The following is a 17,327-nucleotide window of genomic DNA, read 5'->3' as shown; positions in this document are numbered from 1 at the left end:
ATTCATAATGACAGACGTTAAGATCAGAGATTTATCACAAAATATTAATACGACTGAACTTGAACATAACCAACAAATATTAGAAGCTGATAAGAATATAGTGTATCAAACAAATAATCTAGATTTATGGTATGGAGACTATCATGCTTTGAAAAATATTAATTTAGATATAAATGAAAATGAAGTTACAGCAATAATTGGACCTTCAGGATGTGGTAAATCAACTTATATAAAAACTTTAAATCGAATGATTGAACTTATTCCAAGTGTAAAAACATCTGGTGAAATTATTTATCGAGGTAAAAATATTTTTGATAAGAAATATAGTGTTGAAGAATTAAGAACAAATGTGGGTATGGTATTCCAAAAACCAAATCCATTTCCGAAATCTATTTATGATAATATAACGTATGGTCCAAGAATTCATGGCATAACAGATAAGAAAATATTAGATGAAATAGTAGAGCGTTCTTTAAAAGGCGCTGCTATTTGGGACGAGTGCAAAGATAGATTAGATAAGAATGCGTATGGGTTATCTGGTGGTCAACAACAAAGAATTTGCATTGCGAGATGTTTAGCGATTGAACCTGATGTAATATTAATGGATGAACCTACATCTGCATTAGATCCGATTTCAACTTTAAAAGTCGAAGAATTAGTACAGGACTTAAAAACAAAATACTCTATCATAATCGTAACGCATAATATGCAACAAGCCGCTAGAATTTCTGATAAAACAGCATTTTTCTTAAATGGATATGTTAATGAATTCGATCATACTGATAAAATATTCTCAAATCCTACTGATAAGAAAACTGAAGATTATATATCTGGGAGATTTGGATAATATGGTTATTAGAGAAAAATATGAAGGCGAGTTAAATGCACTTATCTCAGATTTACTGAACTTAGGTGGAGAAGTTTATTATATGATAGAAAAATCTGTTTCTGTTTTAAATGATGAAGGTAAGAAGAATGCAAGAGAACTCATCGCATATGACAAAAAAATAAATCAAATGGAACATGATATAAATGAAAAAGTGGTTATGTTAATTACTAAACAACAACCTATCGCCACAGATTTACGCGTTATGATTTCAGCTTTAAAAATTGCATCTGAGTTAGAAAGAATGGCAGATAATTCTACCAATATAGCGCAAATTCGTAAAAAAGCATTAATCACGGATTATTTTATCCTTATGCGTTTGAAAACAATGGGTAAATTAGCAATGCTCATGATGAAAGATCTTGAAACTGCAGTTAAAAATAAAGATATATTACTGATTAAAGAAATAATTGACAGAGATAAAGATATAGATGATTTATATAAAGAAATTAACAATACGACCTATCTTATTGATAACGACCCCTTTATTGCTGCCCAAGCACATCTCGCAGCAAGATATTTAGAAAGAATTGGAGATCATATTACAAATATCAGTGAAAGCTGTTATTATTATATTACGGGCAAATACTATGAGACTATTGAAAAATAGTACTGGAATTATATAACCATAGATGGTATTATAATAAGGTCGTATATTAATTGAAATAAGAATAGGAGGGTTCATCATGCGCGTAAATGTAACTTTAGCATGTACTGAATGTGGTGAAAGAAACTACATCTCTAAAAAGAATAAACGTAATAACCCAGAGCGTATTGAAATGAAAAAATATTGTGCTCGTGACGGTAAACACACTCTTCATAGAGAAACAAAATAATAAAATCAATAAAACACATTGCTGAATTTCAGTAATGTGTTTTTTGTATGTATTTATACATGAAACAGATGTGCTACCACTACCTTACACACTATTTCATGTGTTATCATTATGTATATACGATTAATCAATTTTATAAAAATGTGGGAAGTGTCATGACATGAATGATAAAAAAACATTAAGAAAAGAAATACTTACTCAGATGAAGCAGCAACCGAAATTAGTTAAGGATAATTATGATCAAGACATCTATACGCAACTTTTTTCACATAAACATTTTCAAAGTGCCAATTCAGTGGCATTAGTTTTGAGTATGGAACATGAAGTGAATACACGTCCCATCATAGATGTTTTACTTAAAAATCATAAAAAAGTATTTGTACCTTCTACAAACTATGAAACGAAGCAAATGAAATTTCAATTGTTACAAGATTTGGAATCAATTGATGTTGACGAAAAAGGTATTCAATTTGTAAATCAAGAAACTGAGTATAGCGATGAAATTGACTTAATCATTGTACCAGGGGTTGTCTTTAATGAAGAAGGTTATCGAATTGGTTATGGTGGCGGATATTATGATAAGTACTTATCTCAATATAACGGACATACAATTAGTCTAGCTTATCCATTTCAATTAAATACCTTTATCCCAGAAAGTCATGATATTGCAGTTCAAGAAATCATTATACCAAATGAAATAAATGGAGAAGAATAAATGGATAAATTAAATCAAATGTGGAAATCGATTTATTATTTAGTGTATACGGAAGGATATTCAATATTATCAGTCGATGATGATATCGAAGAAGTGTGGTTAACACATGAAACTAAAAAAATTGTTAAACGATTTATTATAAAGACACCTACACATCAAGAAGTAGATTTTGATTTTGAAAAAACAACAGATCATCTAGATGATTTAATTAATGAAATAGGATTTAGCTTCGAACAATTTGATATATATTACATAACAGATAAAGAAATCAATCTAACTGAATTCAATCATACGAAAAGACCGAAAATTAGATATTATGCATTGAGCGAATTTAAAGATTATGAAAAAGTTTCCTCGCATATCGTGACAAAGTATCAAATTAAAAAATCTAAAACTTCACCTGTTGCAACTTATAGAAATAAACTTTTAAATGCCAGTTTCATTGACCACTTTATGTTGAAGTTTTCACCAGTCACTTATGCTTTGATTACAATAAATATAATAGTGTGGTTATCGTTAGTTTTAGTATTTAAAAACTTAGCACAAATTAATTTAGTTGAATATGGTGGTTTAGTTCACTTTAACGTTGTGCATGGAGAATGGTATAGACTAGTTACACACATGTTCTTGCATGCAGACTTTACGCATTTGATCATGAATATATTCTCACTCATTATATTTGGTAAATTAATAGAAGGTGCCTTAGGTTCAATAAAAATGTTTACCATTTATATGGTTTCAGGACTGTTTGCTGGTATCGTTTCATTAAGTATTGATACTGTAAGCATTTCTATAGGTGCAAGTGGTGCGATTTTCGGATTGATTGGTGCTTTTATTGTTTATTTATTTACGCGTAGAGATATCAATAAACAATTTGTGTTACAAACATTTATAGGTATTGTTATATTGTCACTTATGACATTATTCATTAGTAATGTGAATCATTTTGCACATTTAGGTGGCTTTATAGGTGGAGCCATCATGATGTATATATTTCATTCATGGATGAATAAAGATAAGTATAGATTATATTATATATTGGGATTTATATTAATATCTATCATCATCATCATTATTATTTACAACAGACAACAACATCATATTTACGATGAATTGACGAAAGATGCAATGAATAATGGAGAATTCGGTAAGGCAGAACAAATGATTACCAAAATTAAAGATAAACACTTTGAGTCTGATGAAACATATATATTAAGTGGTTTAATTGTGGCGAATGATAAATCATTAGACGAAGCAATTTTAGAGTGGGAAAGAGGTTTGAAAGTATTTCCTCAATCAGCACCATTAAATTATCAAGTTGCTTTAGGATATCGTGCAAAAAATGAATACGGTAAAGCAGATAAATTCATTCATAAGTCTTTAAAATACGATAGTAATAATAAAAGTTATAAAGAATTACAAAAAGAAATAAAAGCCTTTAGGAGTTAATCGATGATAAATTTATATGATGTACAACAACTTTTAAAAAAATTTGGTTATATTAGTTATTTCAAAGATGAAGCAGATCAACTAGAAATGATGGAGCAAGAAATAAATTCATTACATAAATCTATGTTGATATCACATGAAACATTTTTACAAGCAAGGCTCATAATTAATCAGAGAAGGATTGAGAAAAAATGACACATATACTTTCTGCAGATATCGGTGGTACAACTTGTAAGTTAGGTATTTTTGATGAATCATTAAATATTCTTGAAAAGTGGGAAATTTCTACTAATAAAACGGGCGAAGGCATATTAGAAAATATATATGACTCTTTTGTAGTTCATTTGAATCGTAAAAATTTAGATATAAATTCAATGATTGGTATGGGGATAGGTGTACCTGGACCAATTGATTTTGAAAATGGCGTTGTAAATGGTGCAGTAAATTTGAATTGGACTGGAAATATAGAAGTAAGAAAAATAATGCAAAAATATTTTGATGGTCCTATTTATGTTGATAACGATGCTAATGTCGCAACATTAGGTGAAAAATTTAAAGGTGCAGGACAAAATGAAAGTGAAGTTGTATGTATGACGTTAGGAACAGGAGTCGGTGGTGGTATTGTAGCAAATAATGTATTGCTGCATGGACATAACGGTTCTGGCGCTGAAATAGGCCATTTCTTAGTAGATCAAAAGAAACGATTTAAATGTAATTGTGGTATGAAAGGATGTTTAGAGACTGTAGCATCTGCAACAGGTGTTGTAAATCTCGTGCACCATTATTATTCAAATATGAGTTTAAAATCTAGTTTGCATGATCATATTATGAATAAAAATGTTTCTGCCAAAGATGTATTTGATGCAGCTAAAAATGACGATGAATTTAGCCAATTTATAATAGATAAAGTAGCAGGATATATTGCATATGCTGCAAGTGTAATAAGTGTTATGACAAATCCAAAGTATATTATAATAGGCGGCGGTGTGAGCAACGCTGGTGATATACTCATTCAGTATATTGAAAAACATTATAAAAATATGACATTTAGACCAGCTCAAGATGACACACATATCGTCGTTGCAAAATTGGGTAACGATGCAGGTATTATAGGTGCTGCAGGTTTAATAAAGACATATGTTATTGAAAGGGAGAATAAATAATGGCAATCGTGGACGTAGTCGTAATTCCAGTTGGGACAGAAGGGCCTAGTGTCAGTGATTATATAGCAGATATACAAATCATTTTAGAAACACATAAACAAACAGGAAAGATAGATTATCAACTAACACCTATGAACACATTAATTGAAGGTGAATTAGAAGATTTATTCGAAGTTATTCAAGAAATCCATAATAGTCCTTTCAATAAAGGCTTAGACAGAGTTTGTACGAACATTAGAATAGATGATAGAAGAGACAAATCTAGAAAAATGAATGAAAAATTAGATTCTGTAAATAATAAATTAGACAAAAAAAGAAAAGACGAGAAGTAATCTCGTCTTTTCATTATTGATGTAAAACAGGATACCCATATGTAAAAATTGTTGCTAATGAGAAGAATCCAAATGATACAACTGTTATAGCACCGAATAAGATGCCTAAAATATTTTTGTTCTTGAATGCTGATATCAAACCAAATATTCCAAGTATAAATACAGCAAGCATTAATAATGAGAAAATATTAACACCAATATGGATTTGAACTCCAAATATTTCGAATAATTTGCCTGTGTCGATAAATGGCATTCCAATACCCCCAATTCAAAATTCTTTTATTATCATATTAATTGTATAATTAATATGTAGTTTTGTCGAGATACTTTTTTAAAGAGGAGAGAAGAAAATGAAAGTACATGTTTATCCATTAGGATTAATTGAAACAAATTGTTATATTATTGAAGGTGAAAATGAATTACTCGTCATTGATCCAGGTGATAATGGTAAATTTGTAAATGATTTGATAAATAAATTTAATAAGAAATTAAGTGCAATATTATTAACACATGCTCACTTTGATCACATCGGAGGCATAGATGAGGTAGTGAAAAACAACCAAGTTAATGTTTATGTCCATAAAGAAGAAAAATCATGGTTAACAGATACAGTTAAAAATGGATCTAAAAAATTCGAAATGTATCAATTGCCACAAGTTGTTCAACATACAGTTCCAACTATCATTGATGAAGGAAAACATCAAATTGGTGAGTTTGAATTTGAAGTACTTCACACTCCAGGACATTCACCTGGAAGTATTACATTTGTTTTTGATGACTTTGCAATCGTTGGTGATACTTTATTTAAGGGTGGAATTGGTAGAACTGATTTATATAAAGGCGACTCAGCTTTGTTAATTAAGTCTATTGAAGAAAAACTATTAGAATTAGATCCTTCAACTACAGTTTTCCCTGGACATGGTCCAGATACAACAATTGAAGAAGAGGGAATGTCGAATCCTTATTTGAATGGTTTTAATTAAATAAAAAAGCATTACACCAGAGTGTAATGCTTTTTTTATTCGTGATGACCGAAACTTGGCTCTAATAAGAATGTTGAATAATATGTAAATCCAACGAAACATACAACTAAATAAATTGCGAAAATATACATATACATTCTTTCTGTTAGTTTTAAGTATCCTAATAATACAAAAAAGCCTGTTTGTGCTAAAAAGAAATATGCCATCATGTCCATTCCACCGACATAAAACATTGTAGCAAATATAGCAGTCCAGAAGCCTAGAGTTTTATAAACTTTATCCATCTTCTTACGAACCCCCTCTGTGTTTACTTTCTTATTCATATTTAATTATAAAGTTACGAGCAATAAAAGTAAATAGGCATTATCTTAAAAAGTTTCTATATTACAAGTAATCCTTTTATTTGAATGCGTTTATATTAAATAGGAGGAGATTATGGAGACACTTTTTAAGAGAATAATAACAGAAGCAACGAATTTAAATGCAACGGACATACATTTTATACCAACGAGAGAAGACATTATCATTGTTCAAATGAGAATAAATGGAGATAACGAATTATACGATTTAAAGTTAGAGTTGTCATTATATAACAAATTATTAACTTATATGAAATTTATATCTCACTTAGATGTGAGTGAAAGAAATAAGGCACAAAGTGGACAATATATTTTTGAACAGAAGAAGTATTTATATACAAGAATTTCAACAATACCACTTAATTTAGGAGTTGAGTCTTGTTCTATTAGAATTACACCACAATATTTTGATAAGAAAGCTGAAGAACAATCAGATGAAGCATTTTTAAATATTAAACAACAAATGTATCAATCTGAAGGTTTGTTCTTATTTACTGGTCCTACTGGCTCAGGTAAATCTACGTTAATGTATGAACTACTATATGATTTAAAGCATGAACTGAATAAACATATCATTACAATTGAAGATCCTGTTGAACAAACGATTGACGGTATCGTTCAAGTATCAGTTAACGAGAAGGCAGATATAACTTATGCTAATTCATTTAAGGCAATACTAAGATGCGATCCTGATGTCATTATGATTGGAGAGATAAGAGATAGTTTAACAGCTAAACATGTCATACAAGCTAGTTTAAGTGGTCATCTAATATTATCTACTATGCATGCTAAAGATAATTATGGTGCAATTTTCAGGCTAATTGAACTCGGAATTACACACGAACAAATAAAGCAGGGCATTTCTTGTATTGCCAATCAAAGATTGGTTAAATGTGAAGAAGGTGGTCGATTTAGGAAGATGACATATATTTATAATGAAGAAATTAATCATTATATGGATGGATGTATGGATGACTAAGAAATGTATATTAAAGAAGGACAAAATATTATATTTAACAAGATTATCAGACATGTTAAAGCAAGGATTTACTTTACTTGAATCAATTCAACTGCTTTCAGATCAATTTCCACAATTAGAAAAGAGAAATTTAAATCAGCAATTAATTGAAATGGTTAAAACAACTGGTCAACTTTATGAAATATTATCGCTATTGAAGTATCCTCAAATTGTTGTAACCCAAATATACTTTGGTGAACATTATGGTAATTTAATTGAAACTTTAGATCATTCTACTTTATATTTACACAAAATCGAACAAGTTAAAGCACGCTTTATAAAAACAATTCAATATCCAGGATTATTATTTTGTATATTTTTTATGTTGTTAGTCGCAGTCAATCAAACTATTATTCCTCAATTTAGTGAAATATACGAATCTATGAATGTAGAAACGACAAATACATTGAAAGTTTTAACGATTATATTTTCTAATTTACCTAATGCTATTATTTTAGGCGTGTTATTAATATCACTCATTATATTGATTTTTTATTTAAATTATTTAAGTAAGGATGTTTCCAAGAAAATTACTTATTTTAATAAATTTCCTCTGCTCAACGCATATTTTAGAATGTTTAGATCATATCAACTCTCTCGTGATTTTTCTTTTTTTATTAAAAACGGAATAAACCTTCATAAAATTATAGAAATATATATGTTGCAAAATAAAGATGTTCTATTAAAATACATTGGTCTTTTTATTAACAATTCAATTCAGAGTGGACAAAGTTTTCCTGATGCTATAAAGAAATTAGGATGTTTTGAAGATACGCTCATTTATTACATTAGACACGGTGAAAACAAATCGAAATTAGACCTCGAGCTTTACTATTTTAGTATATTTATTCTTGATAAATTAGAAAGAACTATTTTAAAACACTTAAAATGGATTCAACCAATTGTTTTTGGAACTTTAGCTTTTTTAATTATTACTTTGTATTTAATCATCATTTTACCAATGCTACAGATGGTAGAAAGTATTAAGTGAAAGGAAGAATGCCATGTTTTTATTTAAAAAATTAAAGAAAAATGAAGGATTCACACTCATAGAAATGTTGATCGTACTTCTTATCATTAGTATTCTGCTTATCGTCATTATTCCAAATATAAGTAAACAATCTGAGAATGTTAAGAGTACGGGATGTAAAGCACAGGTGAAGATGGTTGCTGGTCAAGTTGAAGCATATACATTAAAGCATGACACAAGACCAAGTTCTGTTGAAGATTTGGTTAATGAGGGTTATGTTAACCAGAACCAATTAACTTGTAAATCAGGAGAAAGAATTACCATTCAAAATGGTGAAGTCACATCTAGTTGATGTCTAATAAAGGATTTACTTTAATCGAGATGATTTTTGTTTTAAGTATAGTTAGCATGATTACGATGTTAACGATGTATATGACGATTAATTCTGTTGATAAAATTGGATTGACCAACGGCATTGTAGATTTTGAAACAAAGTTGGAATATTTAGAAATAAAATCTTTATTAACACAGAAACCTATTTTAGTTTGGTTTAAACCTAATGCTCATAAAATTTATTATCAAACTGAAAGAAATAATATTCGAGAATTATCATTATATAAAGGAAAGGTAGCTAATGACAATAAATTTACAACAATGGTTTACGATGGTAAGGGGAATATTAATCAATTCGGTACGCTGAAGATGACCTTTAGTAATAAGCGATATCGAGTCATTTTTAGGATTGAAAAAGGGAGGTATAAAATTGTTAAAGAACAATAAAGGGTTTGTTCTAATTGATCTCTTGCTTTCAATTTTAATCATCTTATTATTAGGTGGCACTTTGTTACCAATCGTCACTCATTTAAATAAAACACTTCAAAGAGAATTACGAAATATTGAAATGTATCAAATGATGTATCAAACAATTCAGTCTAAAGACCATCATCTTAAATTTGATACTAACAAATATAACCTTACTTATCCTACTAATAAAATATGTTTGGAAGATGTAATAAATCATGAGAAAATTTGTGTTCAAAAATAACAATGGATTTACTATGATTGAAATGATTTTATCATTATCAGTTTTATTAATCATATTATCCCTTATTCCATTACTTATAAAAAGTATATATCAATTAAAAGAAAATGCATTTAACCATACGCAATATGAAATAATCATGTTTCGAAATGATTTATCTACTGAAGTTAAAGATAAACATATAAATATAAATAACCACCATAATAGAATCGAATTCACTAATAATCACGAAAGGATAGAATATAAATTATTAAATTCCAAAATATACAAAAGTATTAATGGAAAAGGTGTTATTACACTCCTAAACAATGTAGTATTCTTTGAAATCGAAAGGAAAAATCCTTATACAGTCATTTTGAAGATAGATATTAAAGAAGGAGATAGAATTACGCATGAAGAAATTTATATATAGCAACAAAGGGTATGTGCTACCATTTCTATTGGCAATATTAGTTTTGTATTCATCATTCCTATCCTTTTATTTAGTTCAATATAGTTACAAACTTAGAATTTATAACAATTTAGAGAAATATTACATTCAAGAAATTAAAAATGTATTAGTTAAATGAAAATTGACTTTTTATTTTCTGAATAATGAGATAGAATAATATTTAAGTTGAAATGTAGCGATAAGGAGAAGATATGATGTCAATTGTGTTAGTAGGATTTATGGGTGTAGGCAAAACAACAATAGGCGAGTTGCTAAGTGAAAAATGTAACAAGTCTTTAGTGGATATCGATTCTTATATCGTTAATACAATGAAACTGTCCATTCCGGAAATATTTGATAAATATGGTGAACAGTATTTCCGCGATTTAGAAACTAAAGCTTTATTAGAATGGATTGATAAAGATGTAATTATTTCGACTGGTGGTGGAATTGTTGAATCAACATCCACAAAGCGTATTTTAAATAAAACACGACACGTATTTTGGTTAAAATGTGACATTGAAGTTGTTTTTAAAAGGATTCAACAAGATAATAATAGACCGAATGCAAATGGTAAATCACTTAAAGAATTAAAAGCCTTGTATTCAAAACGAGAATTAAGTTATAATGAAATCGCATTCAAACAAATAGATGCAGATAGACCTATAGAAGTAGTTGCGAACGAGATTATTGAATCTTTATAAGCATTAAATATTGCGATTGATCAAAGTTAGAGAGAATGAATACTATATTCATCGCCGAAGGAGCAAGCTAATAATAGTGAATCTCTCAGGCAAAAGGATAACTTTGTGACGCGTTCCTGAAGAGTACTTCAACAGGGTAGCGAGAGCTACCCTGTTTTTTTATTATACATAACTAGAAGGGAAGATGATTTATGACTACAGATTTAAAGAAAACACCTTTATATCAAACATATATTGATCAAGGTGCTAAAGTTATTGATTTTTCAGGTTGGGCTTTACCCGTACAATTTTCAAGTATTAAAGAAGAACATAATGCTGTAAGAAATGAAGTGGGTATATTTGATGTTAGCCATATGGGTGAAATATTTGTATCCGGTGAAGATGCTACAAAGTTTGTCCAATATGCCCTAACGAATGATGTTTCAAAATTAACACTTGAAAAAGCTCAATACACTACACTTTGTAATGAACAAGGTGGTGTGATTGATGACTTAGTAATCTATAAACTGGATGAATCTGTTTATTTACTAGTAGTAAATGCAGGTAATACAGATATTGATTTTGATCATTTACAAAAAATTAAAGGATTTAATGTTACAGTCGAAAATAAATCATCATCATACGGACAATTAGCTATTCAAGGTCCGAAAGCACGTGAAATTGTTCAAAATCTCTTAGATGTTGATGTATCTGAAATGAAAATGTTTGAATTCAAACAACATATTACGCTATTTGGTAAAGATGTTATTCTTTCTCAATCTGGTTATACAGGTGAAGATGGATTTGAGGTTTATTGTAAATCAGAAGATACGAAAATGATTTGGGATGGTTTTATAAAAGAAGGCGTAACACCTTGTGGTTTAGGAGCACGTGATACATTAAGATTAGAATCTGCTCTTCCTTTACATGGTCAAGATTTATCTGAAGACATTACACCTTATGAAGCGGGTATTGGATTTGCTGTCCGCCCACTTATTGATGAAGACTTCATTGGTAAAACGGTCCTTAAAGACGAAAAAGAAAATGGTGCAAGTAGAAAATCAATTGGTATTGAAATGATTGATAAAGGTATACCTAGAACTGGATATGAAATTTTAGATAGTGATGGCAATCAAATCGGATATGTAACATCAGGTACACAATCACCATCAACTGGAAAATCAATAGCAATGGGATTAATTAATAAAGAAGACTTCGAACTTGATAAAGAAATACTCATTCAAGTTAGAAAAAGACAAGTAAAAGCAAAAATAGTGAAAAAAACATCATTTAAATAATAGGAGTGAAGAAAATGGGTCATCGTTATATTCCTTTAACTGATAAGGATAAATCAGAAATGTTAGATGTAATTGGTATTAAATCAGTAGATGAATTATTTACTGATATACCGGAATCTGTAAGATTTACTAAACCTTTAAATATTAAAGAGAAGAAATCAGAAACACAATTGTTAAGAGAATTATCTGTGCTTGCTAATAAGAATATTACGAGTGAAACACATGCTTCGTTCTTAGGTGCTGGTGTTTATGATCATTATATTCCGACTGTAGTTGATCATGTTATTTCACGTTCTGAATTTTATACTGCTTATACCCCTTATCAACCAGAAATTTCACAAGGTGAACTTCAAGCGATATTTGAATTCCAGACGCTAATTTGTGAATTAACTGGTATGGATGTAGCTAATTCGTCAATGTACGATGGAGGAACTGCATTTGCTGAAGCAGCTGTACTAGCCGCAGGACATACTAAGAAGAAAAAAGTAATCGTATCTAAAGCAGTGCATTATCAGTCAATTGAAGTATTAAAAACATATACAAAAGCTCAAGATATAGAAGTAGTAGAAGTTGACTTAAATGGTACAGTTACTGATTTAGAAAAATTAAAAGCAGTAATTGACGATGATACTGCAGCTGTTTGTGTACAATATCCTAACTTCTTCGGTTCTTTAGAAGATTTAGAAGCGATTCAACAGCTTATTGAAGATAAAAAAGCACTATTTATTGTATCTAGTAATCCAATGTCACTTGGCTTAATTACGCCACCAGGTGAATTTGGCGCGGATATAGTAGTTGGAGATGCACAAGTATTTGGAATTCCTGCACAATATGGTGGCCCACATTGTGGTTACTTTGCTTCTACTAAAAAATTAATGCGTAAATTACCTGGTCGTCTTGTTGGTCAAACTCAAGATGAAGATGGAAATAGAGGTTTTGTATTGACACTTCAAGCGCGTGAACAACATATTAGAAGAGACAAAGCAACTTCGAACATTTGTTCTAATCAAGCTTTAAATGCATTAGCTGCTTCAGTATGTATGAGTGCACTTGGTAAAAATGGTGTGTACGAAATGGCAGAATTAAACATGGAAAATACCACTTATATGAAAAATAAGATGAAAGAACATGGTTTTGAAGTGTTAGACGGACTTTCATTTAACGAATTTGTAGTTAAATTCAAAAATTCAATAACTGATATTAATGAAAAACTACTACAAGAAGGATTTATCGGAGGTTTTGATTTAGGGTTTGTAGACGATGCATTCAAAAATCATATGCTGATTGCTGTTACAGAGCTTAGAACAAAAGAAGAAATTGATACATTTATCCAAAAAGTAGGTGAATATAATGCGTAAACCATCAAGTGAACTCATTTTCGAAAGATCAAGAGAAGACAGATTTGCTTACTCATTACCAGAAACAGAAGTTGAAAAGCAAAACGTACAAGATATTCTAGGTGAAAAGTTTGCAAGAAAGAAAAAAGCAGAGTTACCAGAAGTTAGTGAATTAGATTTAATGAGACACTATACAGAATTATCTAATAAAAATCATGGTGTAGATACTGGTTTCTATCCTTTAGGATCTTGTACGATGAAGTATAATCCAAAAGTGAACGAAAAAGTTGCCAGAATGTCTGGATTTGCGAATGCGCACCCTTTACAAGATGTATCGACTGTTCAAGGTTCTTTAGAAATCGTTTACGATTTACAAGAACATTTGAAAGAAATTACAGGCATGGATGAAGTAACATTACAACCAGCAGCTGGAGCACATGGAGAGTGGACTGCATTACTTATGATTAAAGCATATCATGAAGCAAATGGTGACTTTAATCGTACGAAAGTAATCGTACCAGACTCTGCACATGGTACTAACCCTGCATCAGCAAAAGTAGCCGGATTTGATACTGTTACAGTAAAATCAAATAAAAAAGGATTAGTAGATATAGAAGATTTGAAACGAGTTGTTGGTGATGATACGGCAGCTATCATGTTAACAAATCCAAACACATTAGGATTATTTGAAGAAGATATATTAGAAATTAGAGAAATTGTGCATCATGCAGGTGGAAAGCTTTATTATGATGGCGCGAATTTAAATGCTATTATGAGTAAAGTAAGACCAGGAGACATGGGCTTTGATGCAGTACATTTAAACTTACACAAGACATTTACAGGACCACATGGCGGTGGCGGACCAGGTTCTGGTCCAGTTGGAGTAGTGGCCGACTTAGCACCATATTTACCTAAACCAGTTGTAGTTAAAGAAAATGATGTTTATAAATTTGATCATGACTTACCACAATCTATAGGAAGAGTTAAACCGTTCTTTGGTAACTTTGGAATATATTTACGAGCGTACACATATATTAGAACTATGGGTCCAGATGGCCTAAAAGCTGTTTCTGAAACAGCCGTGTTAAATGCGAATTATATGTTAAGACGTTTACAAGATTATTTTGATACACCATATACACAACATTGTAAACATGAGTTTGTTATTAGTGGATCTAGACAGAAGAAACTAGGTGTAAGAACGTTAGATATAGCGAAACGTTTACTTGATTTTAATTTCCATCCACCTACAATCTACTTCCCGATTAATGTTGAAGAATGTATGATGATTGAACCTACAGAAACAGAATCAAAAGAGACTTTAGATGCATTTTGTGATACGTTAATACAAATTGCTAAAGAAGCAGAAGAAAACCCTGAAATTGTATTAGATGCACCACATACAACAGTTATTGGACGGTTAGATGAAACACAAGCAGCTAGAAAACCAGTGTTGAAATTCGAATTTTTAAAAGAAGAAAAAGAATAATAAAAAGAACACGTTGAAAATCAAAATGATTTTCAACGTGTTCTTTTTATTTATGTTATTATTTAGACTTAACTTTACCAGTCCATTTTTTATATCCACCTTTAAGCATATAAAGATCAGTGTATCCTTTTTTCTTCATCATCTTTGCAGCTCTATAACTTGCAATACCATTAGCATCACAAAAATAAATAGGTTGATCTTTACGTAAACCTTGGTATCTAGTACGGAAAACACTCATTGGAATATTTCTAGCTCCAATAATGTGACCATAATCGAAATCGGCTTTTTCCCTTAAGTCGATCACTTGTGCCTTTCTTAATCCATTGTGAAATTCATTTTGATCTAATTCTTTTACTGCACGCTTATTTGCTAAATAATTAAATACCATATAAATGATAATTAAAACTAGCAAGATGAGCGCAATATACCAATAATTCATGGTCTGATTCCTCCTGATTCAAGTCGATAATACCATTATAAGTTTTATATTGAGATTTATCAAAATTTTTTTGCTAAAATAATAAAGTATATAGAATTATTCGGATAGGAGTTTTGAATTGTGAAAGAAACTTGGCATTTTTTAAATACGAAATCAAACGATCCATATTATAATATGGCTGTAGATGAAGCACTTATGAACTTTGTGAGTAGAGGAGAAATAGATCCAGTTATAAGATTTTATACTTGGGACCCAGCAACACTTTCAATTGGTTATTTTCAAAAACTCGAAAAAGAAATAGATATTGATAAAGTGAAAGAAAAAGGTTTTGGGTTAGTACGAAGAGCTACTGGTGGAAGAGGTGTGTTGCACGACAAAGAACTAACTTATAGTGTTATTGTACCTGAATCACATCCTAATATGCCTAAAACCGTCACAGAAGCGTATAGGGTTATATCTGAAGGATTGTTAGAAGGTTTCAAAGCATTAGGATTTGATGCATACTTTGCCATCCCTAAATCGAAAGAAGCGAGAGAAAAACTTAAATCACCGAGAAGCTCAGTTTGTTTTGATGCACCAAGTTGGTATGAACTAGTTGTTGAAGGCAGAAAAATAGCAGGTAGCGCGCAAACAAGACAAAAGGGTGTCATCTTGCAACACGGTTCGATTTTACAAGATATAGATGTAAATGAATTATTTGATATGTTTATATTTAGAAATGAAAGGCTTAAAGATAAGATGAAAGCTGCATTTGTAGATAAGGCAGTGGCTATAAATGATATATCAGATAGACATATTACGCTTGAAGAGATGGAAGAAGCATTTCATAAAGGATTCCAAGATGGATTGAATATACAATTTAAAGAATTAGTATTTACTGATTCACAATTAAGTGAAATTGAAGAAATAAAAGAAAAATATAAATCTGATGAATGGACATATAGAAAATAATATTTAAAAATAATAAGGATTAACAGCTTGGCAATATGCTAAACTGTTAATCCTTATTTAGTTATAACCATTAAATCCCGTAGTAACGATTATCTATTTTTTTTCTTGTTTTTACGGACTGCTTTTTTATATTTTCTTTGATCTGGTGTTAAGAAAAAGAAATAATAAACTAGGTAAATAATAAGCGCAAATATAGCGAATGAAATGATCATTCTTATGAAACCAAAGATAAACACATCTAAGTTCATAATGAGTCCGAACAATGCGATAGCAATTACTAAATAAAATAATACTTTTTTCATAGAACCTCACCTTACGTTATTTGTTTAATCAATATAGCATAAATTAGGTGGAATCTCACTTTATTTGATCTATTTCGTCTTTTAAGCTGTTAAGCTTTTTAATCGATTTATTAATGAGTTTTTTATCATTTTTCTTGTAACCTTTGTTTAAATCATTAAATACATCTTCAATATCAGAAGAAAGGTTAAGCATATTTTTATGTAATGCTTTAAATTCTTTTGGGATTGTTTTCCCGTCCATCCCGTCTTTATATTGTGATGTGATGGTCTTTTGGTTAATTGCAATATTATCAATTTTGTCTTGCGTAACGCTATCATTAGGTTTTGATTTTATGTTTTTACTAATTTTATTATATTGAGATATATTAGTCTTCGTATTATTAATAAATTGGGTCGATGATTTTAAATATTGAGTCTTAAATTGTGATGATGAGTTTTTTTCTATATGATTGATAGAACTCTGTAATGATTTGTCTTTTTGTTTGTATGTATTATTCTTATCTTCAAGGTTCAAGATTTCTTTTTTGTGTTTTCTATTTTCTTCTTTTAAGGTTGATTTTTTCTTTTCTAATTTATCTACTTCATCGTTTCCACATGCTGATAAAGCAATAGAACTTGCCATAATTGAGATAAGTATTTTTCGCA

General features: G+C 30.0%; 25 protein-coding genes and 1 riboswitch. Of the genes, 20 read left to right on the top strand and 5 right to left on the bottom strand.

The genetic code is table 11. The features are described 5' to 3' along the window. The first annotated feature begins 7 nt into the window (after nucleotides 1-7). The 8 genes from pstB to CD111_RS10730 all read left to right on the top strand — a co-directional run bounded on the left by pstB (nucleotide 8) and on the right by CD111_RS10730 (nucleotide 5,381). A complete protein-coding gene (gene pstB, locus CD111_RS10765; RefSeq protein WP_095087797.1) occupies nucleotides 8-847 on the top strand; it encodes a phosphate ABC transporter ATP-binding protein PstB in 840 nt (279 codons plus the stop codon). A gap of 1 nt (nucleotide 848) precedes the next feature. Then, nucleotides 849-1,496 (top strand): phosphate signaling complex protein PhoU, encoded by a 648-nt coding sequence (gene phoU / locus CD111_RS10760; protein WP_095087798.1) that lies wholly within the window; start codon nucleotides 849-851, stop codon nucleotides 1,494-1,496. 76 nt (nucleotides 1,497-1,572) lie between these two features. Beyond that, nucleotides 1,573-1,722, top strand: coding sequence for a 50S ribosomal protein L33 (gene rpmG, locus CD111_RS10755; protein WP_095087800.1), 150 nt, complete (start codon nucleotides 1,573-1,575; stop codon nucleotides 1,720-1,722). Between the two features lie 160 nt (nucleotides 1,723-1,882). Beyond that, a complete protein-coding gene (locus tag CD111_RS10750) occupies nucleotides 1,883-2,437 on the top strand; it encodes a 5-formyltetrahydrofolate cyclo-ligase (RefSeq protein ID WP_095087802.1) in 555 nt (184 codons plus the stop codon). Beyond that, on the top strand, nucleotides 2,438-3,886 hold the full coding sequence (locus tag CD111_RS10745) for a rhomboid family protein (RefSeq protein ID WP_095087805.1): 1,449 nt from the start codon (nucleotides 2,438-2,440) through the stop codon (nucleotides 3,884-3,886). It abuts the gene before it with no gap. A 3-nt stretch (nucleotides 3,887-3,889) separates the two neighbouring features. After that, the gene (locus tag CD111_RS10740) at nucleotides 3,890-4,081 is read left to right on the top strand and encodes a YqgQ family protein (protein ID WP_095087806.1); all 192 of its coding nucleotides are present in this window, start codon (nucleotides 3,890-3,892) and stop codon (nucleotides 4,079-4,081) included. After that, on the top strand, nucleotides 4,078-5,049 hold the full coding sequence (locus CD111_RS10735) for an ROK family glucokinase (RefSeq protein ID WP_095087808.1): 972 nt from the start codon (nucleotides 4,078-4,080) through the stop codon (nucleotides 5,047-5,049). The genes CD111_RS10740 and CD111_RS10735 overlap by 4 nt, the downstream gene beginning before the upstream one ends. Next, nucleotides 5,049-5,381 carry an MTH1187 family thiamine-binding protein gene (locus tag CD111_RS10730; protein WP_095087810.1) on the top strand — a complete coding sequence of 111 codons (333 nt, stop codon included), beginning with the start codon at nucleotides 5,049-5,051 and terminating at the stop codon, nucleotides 5,379-5,381. The genes CD111_RS10735 and CD111_RS10730 overlap by 1 nt, the downstream gene beginning before the upstream one ends. Before the next feature lie 13 nt (nucleotides 5,382-5,394). Here the strand turns inward: CD111_RS10730 and CD111_RS10725 are convergent, their stop codons facing one another. Further along, entirely contained in the window at nucleotides 5,395-5,634 is a 240-nt protein-coding gene (locus tag CD111_RS10725; protein ID WP_095087812.1) for a DUF2759 domain-containing protein, read from the bottom strand. 97 nt (nucleotides 5,635-5,731) lie between these two features. Between CD111_RS10725 and CD111_RS10720 the strand changes: the two genes are divergently transcribed. Further along, complete coding sequence (locus CD111_RS10720; protein ID WP_095087814.1) at nucleotides 5,732-6,364, top strand: MBL fold metallo-hydrolase; 633 nt, start codon at nucleotides 5,732-5,734, stop codon at nucleotides 6,362-6,364. Between the two features lie 35 nt (nucleotides 6,365-6,399). Here CD111_RS10720 and CD111_RS10715 read toward each other — a convergent pair whose 3' ends face one another. Continuing rightward, a complete protein-coding gene (locus CD111_RS10715; protein WP_095087817.1) occupies nucleotides 6,400-6,648 on the bottom strand; it encodes a DUF2626 family protein in 249 nt (82 codons plus the stop codon). 151 nt (nucleotides 6,649-6,799) lie between these two features. Between CD111_RS10715 and comGA the strand changes: the two genes are divergently transcribed. The 10 genes from comGA (at nucleotide 6,800) to gcvPB (ending at nucleotide 14,990) form a co-directional block, all read left to right on the top strand. Further along, a complete protein-coding gene (gene comGA / locus CD111_RS10710; protein ID WP_095087820.1) occupies nucleotides 6,800-7,702 on the top strand; it encodes a competence type IV pilus ATPase ComGA in 903 nt (300 codons plus the stop codon). Further along, nucleotides 7,695-8,732: a competence type IV pilus assembly protein ComGB gene (gene comGB / locus CD111_RS10705; protein ID WP_095090112.1), complete on the top strand. Its 1,038-nt coding sequence runs from the start codon at nucleotides 7,695-7,697 to the stop codon at nucleotides 8,730-8,732. The genes comGA and comGB overlap by 8 nt, the downstream gene beginning before the upstream one ends. Nucleotides 8,733-8,745: 13 nt before the next feature. Beyond that, nucleotides 8,746-9,063 (top strand): competence type IV pilus major pilin ComGC, encoded by a 318-nt coding sequence (comGC, locus tag CD111_RS10700; RefSeq protein ID WP_095087821.1) that lies wholly within the window; start codon nucleotides 8,746-8,748, stop codon nucleotides 9,061-9,063. Beyond that, nucleotides 9,063-9,491 (top strand): competence type IV pilus minor pilin ComGD, encoded by a 429-nt coding sequence (gene comGD / locus CD111_RS10695; RefSeq protein WP_095090113.1) that lies wholly within the window; start codon nucleotides 9,063-9,065, stop codon nucleotides 9,489-9,491. The genes comGC and comGD overlap by 1 nt, the downstream gene beginning before the upstream one ends. Further along, nucleotides 9,475-9,756 carry a competence type IV pilus minor pilin ComGE gene (comGE, locus tag CD111_RS10690; protein WP_095087823.1) on the top strand — a complete coding sequence of 94 codons (282 nt, stop codon included), beginning with the start codon at nucleotides 9,475-9,477 and terminating at the stop codon, nucleotides 9,754-9,756. The genes comGD and comGE overlap by 17 nt, the downstream gene beginning before the upstream one ends. Next, nucleotides 9,731-10,165, top strand: coding sequence for a competence type IV pilus minor pilin ComGF (comGF, locus tag CD111_RS10685; protein WP_095087825.1), 435 nt, complete (start codon nucleotides 9,731-9,733; stop codon nucleotides 10,163-10,165). Before comGE ends, comGF begins: the two co-directional genes overlap by 26 nt. 233 nt (nucleotides 10,166-10,398) lie before the next feature. Beyond that, entirely contained in the window at nucleotides 10,399-10,887 is a 489-nt protein-coding gene (locus tag CD111_RS10680) for a shikimate kinase (protein ID WP_095087827.1), read from the top strand. Nucleotides 10,888-10,903: 16 nt separating this feature from the next. Then, a riboswitch (glycine riboswitch) is annotated at nucleotides 10,904-10,998 on the top strand. Between the two features lie 80 nt (nucleotides 10,999-11,078). Continuing rightward, nucleotides 11,079-12,164, top strand: coding sequence for a glycine cleavage system aminomethyltransferase GcvT (gene gcvT, locus CD111_RS10675; protein ID WP_095087829.1), 1,086 nt, complete (start codon nucleotides 11,079-11,081; stop codon nucleotides 12,162-12,164). A 14-nt stretch (nucleotides 12,165-12,178) separates the two neighbouring features. Beyond that, a complete protein-coding gene (gene gcvPA / locus CD111_RS10670) occupies nucleotides 12,179-13,522 on the top strand; it encodes an aminomethyl-transferring glycine dehydrogenase subunit GcvPA (RefSeq protein ID WP_095087831.1) in 1,344 nt (447 codons plus the stop codon). Beyond that, nucleotides 13,515-14,990: an aminomethyl-transferring glycine dehydrogenase subunit GcvPB gene (gene gcvPB, locus CD111_RS10665; RefSeq protein ID WP_095087833.1), complete on the top strand. Its 1,476-nt coding sequence runs from the start codon at nucleotides 13,515-13,517 to the stop codon at nucleotides 14,988-14,990. Before gcvPA ends, gcvPB begins: the two co-directional genes overlap by 8 nt. 58 nt (nucleotides 14,991-15,048) lie before the next feature. Here gcvPB and CD111_RS10660 read toward each other — a convergent pair whose 3' ends face one another. Then, entirely contained in the window at nucleotides 15,049-15,429 is a 381-nt protein-coding gene (locus tag CD111_RS10660) for a rhodanese-like domain-containing protein (protein WP_095087835.1), read from the bottom strand. 120 nt (nucleotides 15,430-15,549) lie between these two features. On the opposite strand from CD111_RS10660, the gene CD111_RS10655 reads away from it, so the two are divergent. Then, nucleotides 15,550-16,380, top strand: coding sequence for a lipoate--protein ligase family protein (locus tag CD111_RS10655; RefSeq protein ID WP_095087837.1), 831 nt, complete (start codon nucleotides 15,550-15,552; stop codon nucleotides 16,378-16,380). A gap of 89 nt (nucleotides 16,381-16,469) precedes the next feature. Here CD111_RS10655 and CD111_RS10650 read toward each other — a convergent pair whose 3' ends face one another. Both CD111_RS10650 and CD111_RS10645 read right to left on the bottom strand, forming a co-directional pair. Further along, nucleotides 16,470-16,682, bottom strand: a complete 213-nt coding sequence (locus CD111_RS10650; protein ID WP_095087839.1) for an SA1362 family protein — start codon at nucleotides 16,680-16,682, stop codon at nucleotides 16,470-16,472. Nucleotides 16,683-16,737: 55 nt separating this feature from the next. Further along, the coding region (locus CD111_RS10645; protein ID WP_103268511.1) for a hypothetical protein at nucleotides 16,738-17,327 on the bottom strand (590 nt) is incomplete at its 5' end.

Origin of the sequence: Mammaliicoccus stepanovicii (assembly GCF_002902525.1) — a bacterium.
Lineage (GTDB): Bacteria > Bacillota > Bacilli > Staphylococcales > Staphylococcaceae > Mammaliicoccus > Mammaliicoccus stepanovicii.
The sequence above is the reverse complement of the archived record's forward strand: the minus strand, read 5'-3'. Positions and strand labels throughout refer to the sequence as shown.

What these genes read in the sequence shown, in the direction of transcription:
- pstB (WP_095087797.1), top strand. Translation starts at nt 8, where the DNA reads ATGACAGACGTTAAGATCAGAGATTTATCACAAAATATTAATACGACT.
- phoU (WP_095087798.1), top strand. Translation starts at nt 849, where the DNA reads ATGGTTATTAGAGAAAAATATGAAGGCGAGTTAAATGCACTTATCTCA.
- rpmG (WP_095087800.1), top strand. Translation starts at nt 1,573, where the DNA reads ATGCGCGTAAATGTAACTTTAGCATGTACTGAATGTGGTGAAAGAAAC.
- CD111_RS10750 (WP_095087802.1), top strand. Translation starts at nt 1,883, where the DNA reads ATGAATGATAAAAAAACATTAAGAAAAGAAATACTTACTCAGATGAAG.
- CD111_RS10745 (WP_095087805.1), top strand. Translation starts at nt 2,438, where the DNA reads ATGGATAAATTAAATCAAATGTGGAAATCGATTTATTATTTAGTGTAT.
- CD111_RS10740 (WP_095087806.1), top strand. Translation starts at nt 3,890, where the DNA reads ATGATAAATTTATATGATGTACAACAACTTTTAAAAAAATTTGGTTAT.
- CD111_RS10735 (WP_095087808.1), top strand. Translation starts at nt 4,078, where the DNA reads ATGACACATATACTTTCTGCAGATATCGGTGGTACAACTTGTAAGTTA.
- CD111_RS10730 (WP_095087810.1), top strand. Translation starts at nt 5,049, where the DNA reads ATGGCAATCGTGGACGTAGTCGTAATTCCAGTTGGGACAGAAGGGCCT.
- CD111_RS10725 (WP_095087812.1), bottom strand. Translation starts at nt 5,634, where the DNA reads ATGCCATTTATCGACACAGGCAAATTATTCGAAATATTTGGAGTTCAA.
- CD111_RS10720 (WP_095087814.1), top strand. Translation starts at nt 5,732, where the DNA reads ATGAAAGTACATGTTTATCCATTAGGATTAATTGAAACAAATTGTTAT.
- CD111_RS10715 (WP_095087817.1), bottom strand. Translation starts at nt 6,648, where the DNA reads ATGGATAAAGTTTATAAAACTCTAGGCTTCTGGACTGCTATATTTGCT.
- comGA (WP_095087820.1), top strand. Translation starts at nt 6,800, where the DNA reads ATGGAGACACTTTTTAAGAGAATAATAACAGAAGCAACGAATTTAAAT.
- comGB (WP_095090112.1), top strand. Translation starts at nt 7,695, where the DNA reads ATGACTAAGAAATGTATATTAAAGAAGGACAAAATATTATATTTAACA.
- comGC (WP_095087821.1), top strand. Translation starts at nt 8,746, where the DNA reads ATGTTTTTATTTAAAAAATTAAAGAAAAATGAAGGATTCACACTCATA.
- comGD (WP_095090113.1), top strand. Translation starts at nt 9,063, where the DNA reads ATGTCTAATAAAGGATTTACTTTAATCGAGATGATTTTTGTTTTAAGT.
- comGF (WP_095087825.1), top strand. Translation starts at nt 9,731, where the DNA reads ATGAGAAAATTTGTGTTCAAAAATAACAATGGATTTACTATGATTGAA.
- CD111_RS10680 (WP_095087827.1), top strand. Translation starts at nt 10,399, where the DNA reads ATGTCAATTGTGTTAGTAGGATTTATGGGTGTAGGCAAAACAACAATA.
- gcvT (WP_095087829.1), top strand. Translation starts at nt 11,079, where the DNA reads ATGACTACAGATTTAAAGAAAACACCTTTATATCAAACATATATTGAT.
- gcvPA (WP_095087831.1), top strand. Translation starts at nt 12,179, where the DNA reads ATGGGTCATCGTTATATTCCTTTAACTGATAAGGATAAATCAGAAATG.
- gcvPB (WP_095087833.1), top strand. Translation starts at nt 13,515, where the DNA reads ATGCGTAAACCATCAAGTGAACTCATTTTCGAAAGATCAAGAGAAGAC.
- CD111_RS10660 (WP_095087835.1), bottom strand. Translation starts at nt 15,429, where the DNA reads ATGAATTATTGGTATATTGCGCTCATCTTGCTAGTTTTAATTATCATT.
- CD111_RS10650 (WP_095087839.1), bottom strand. Translation starts at nt 16,682, where the DNA reads ATGAAAAAAGTATTATTTTATTTAGTAATTGCTATCGCATTGTTCGGA.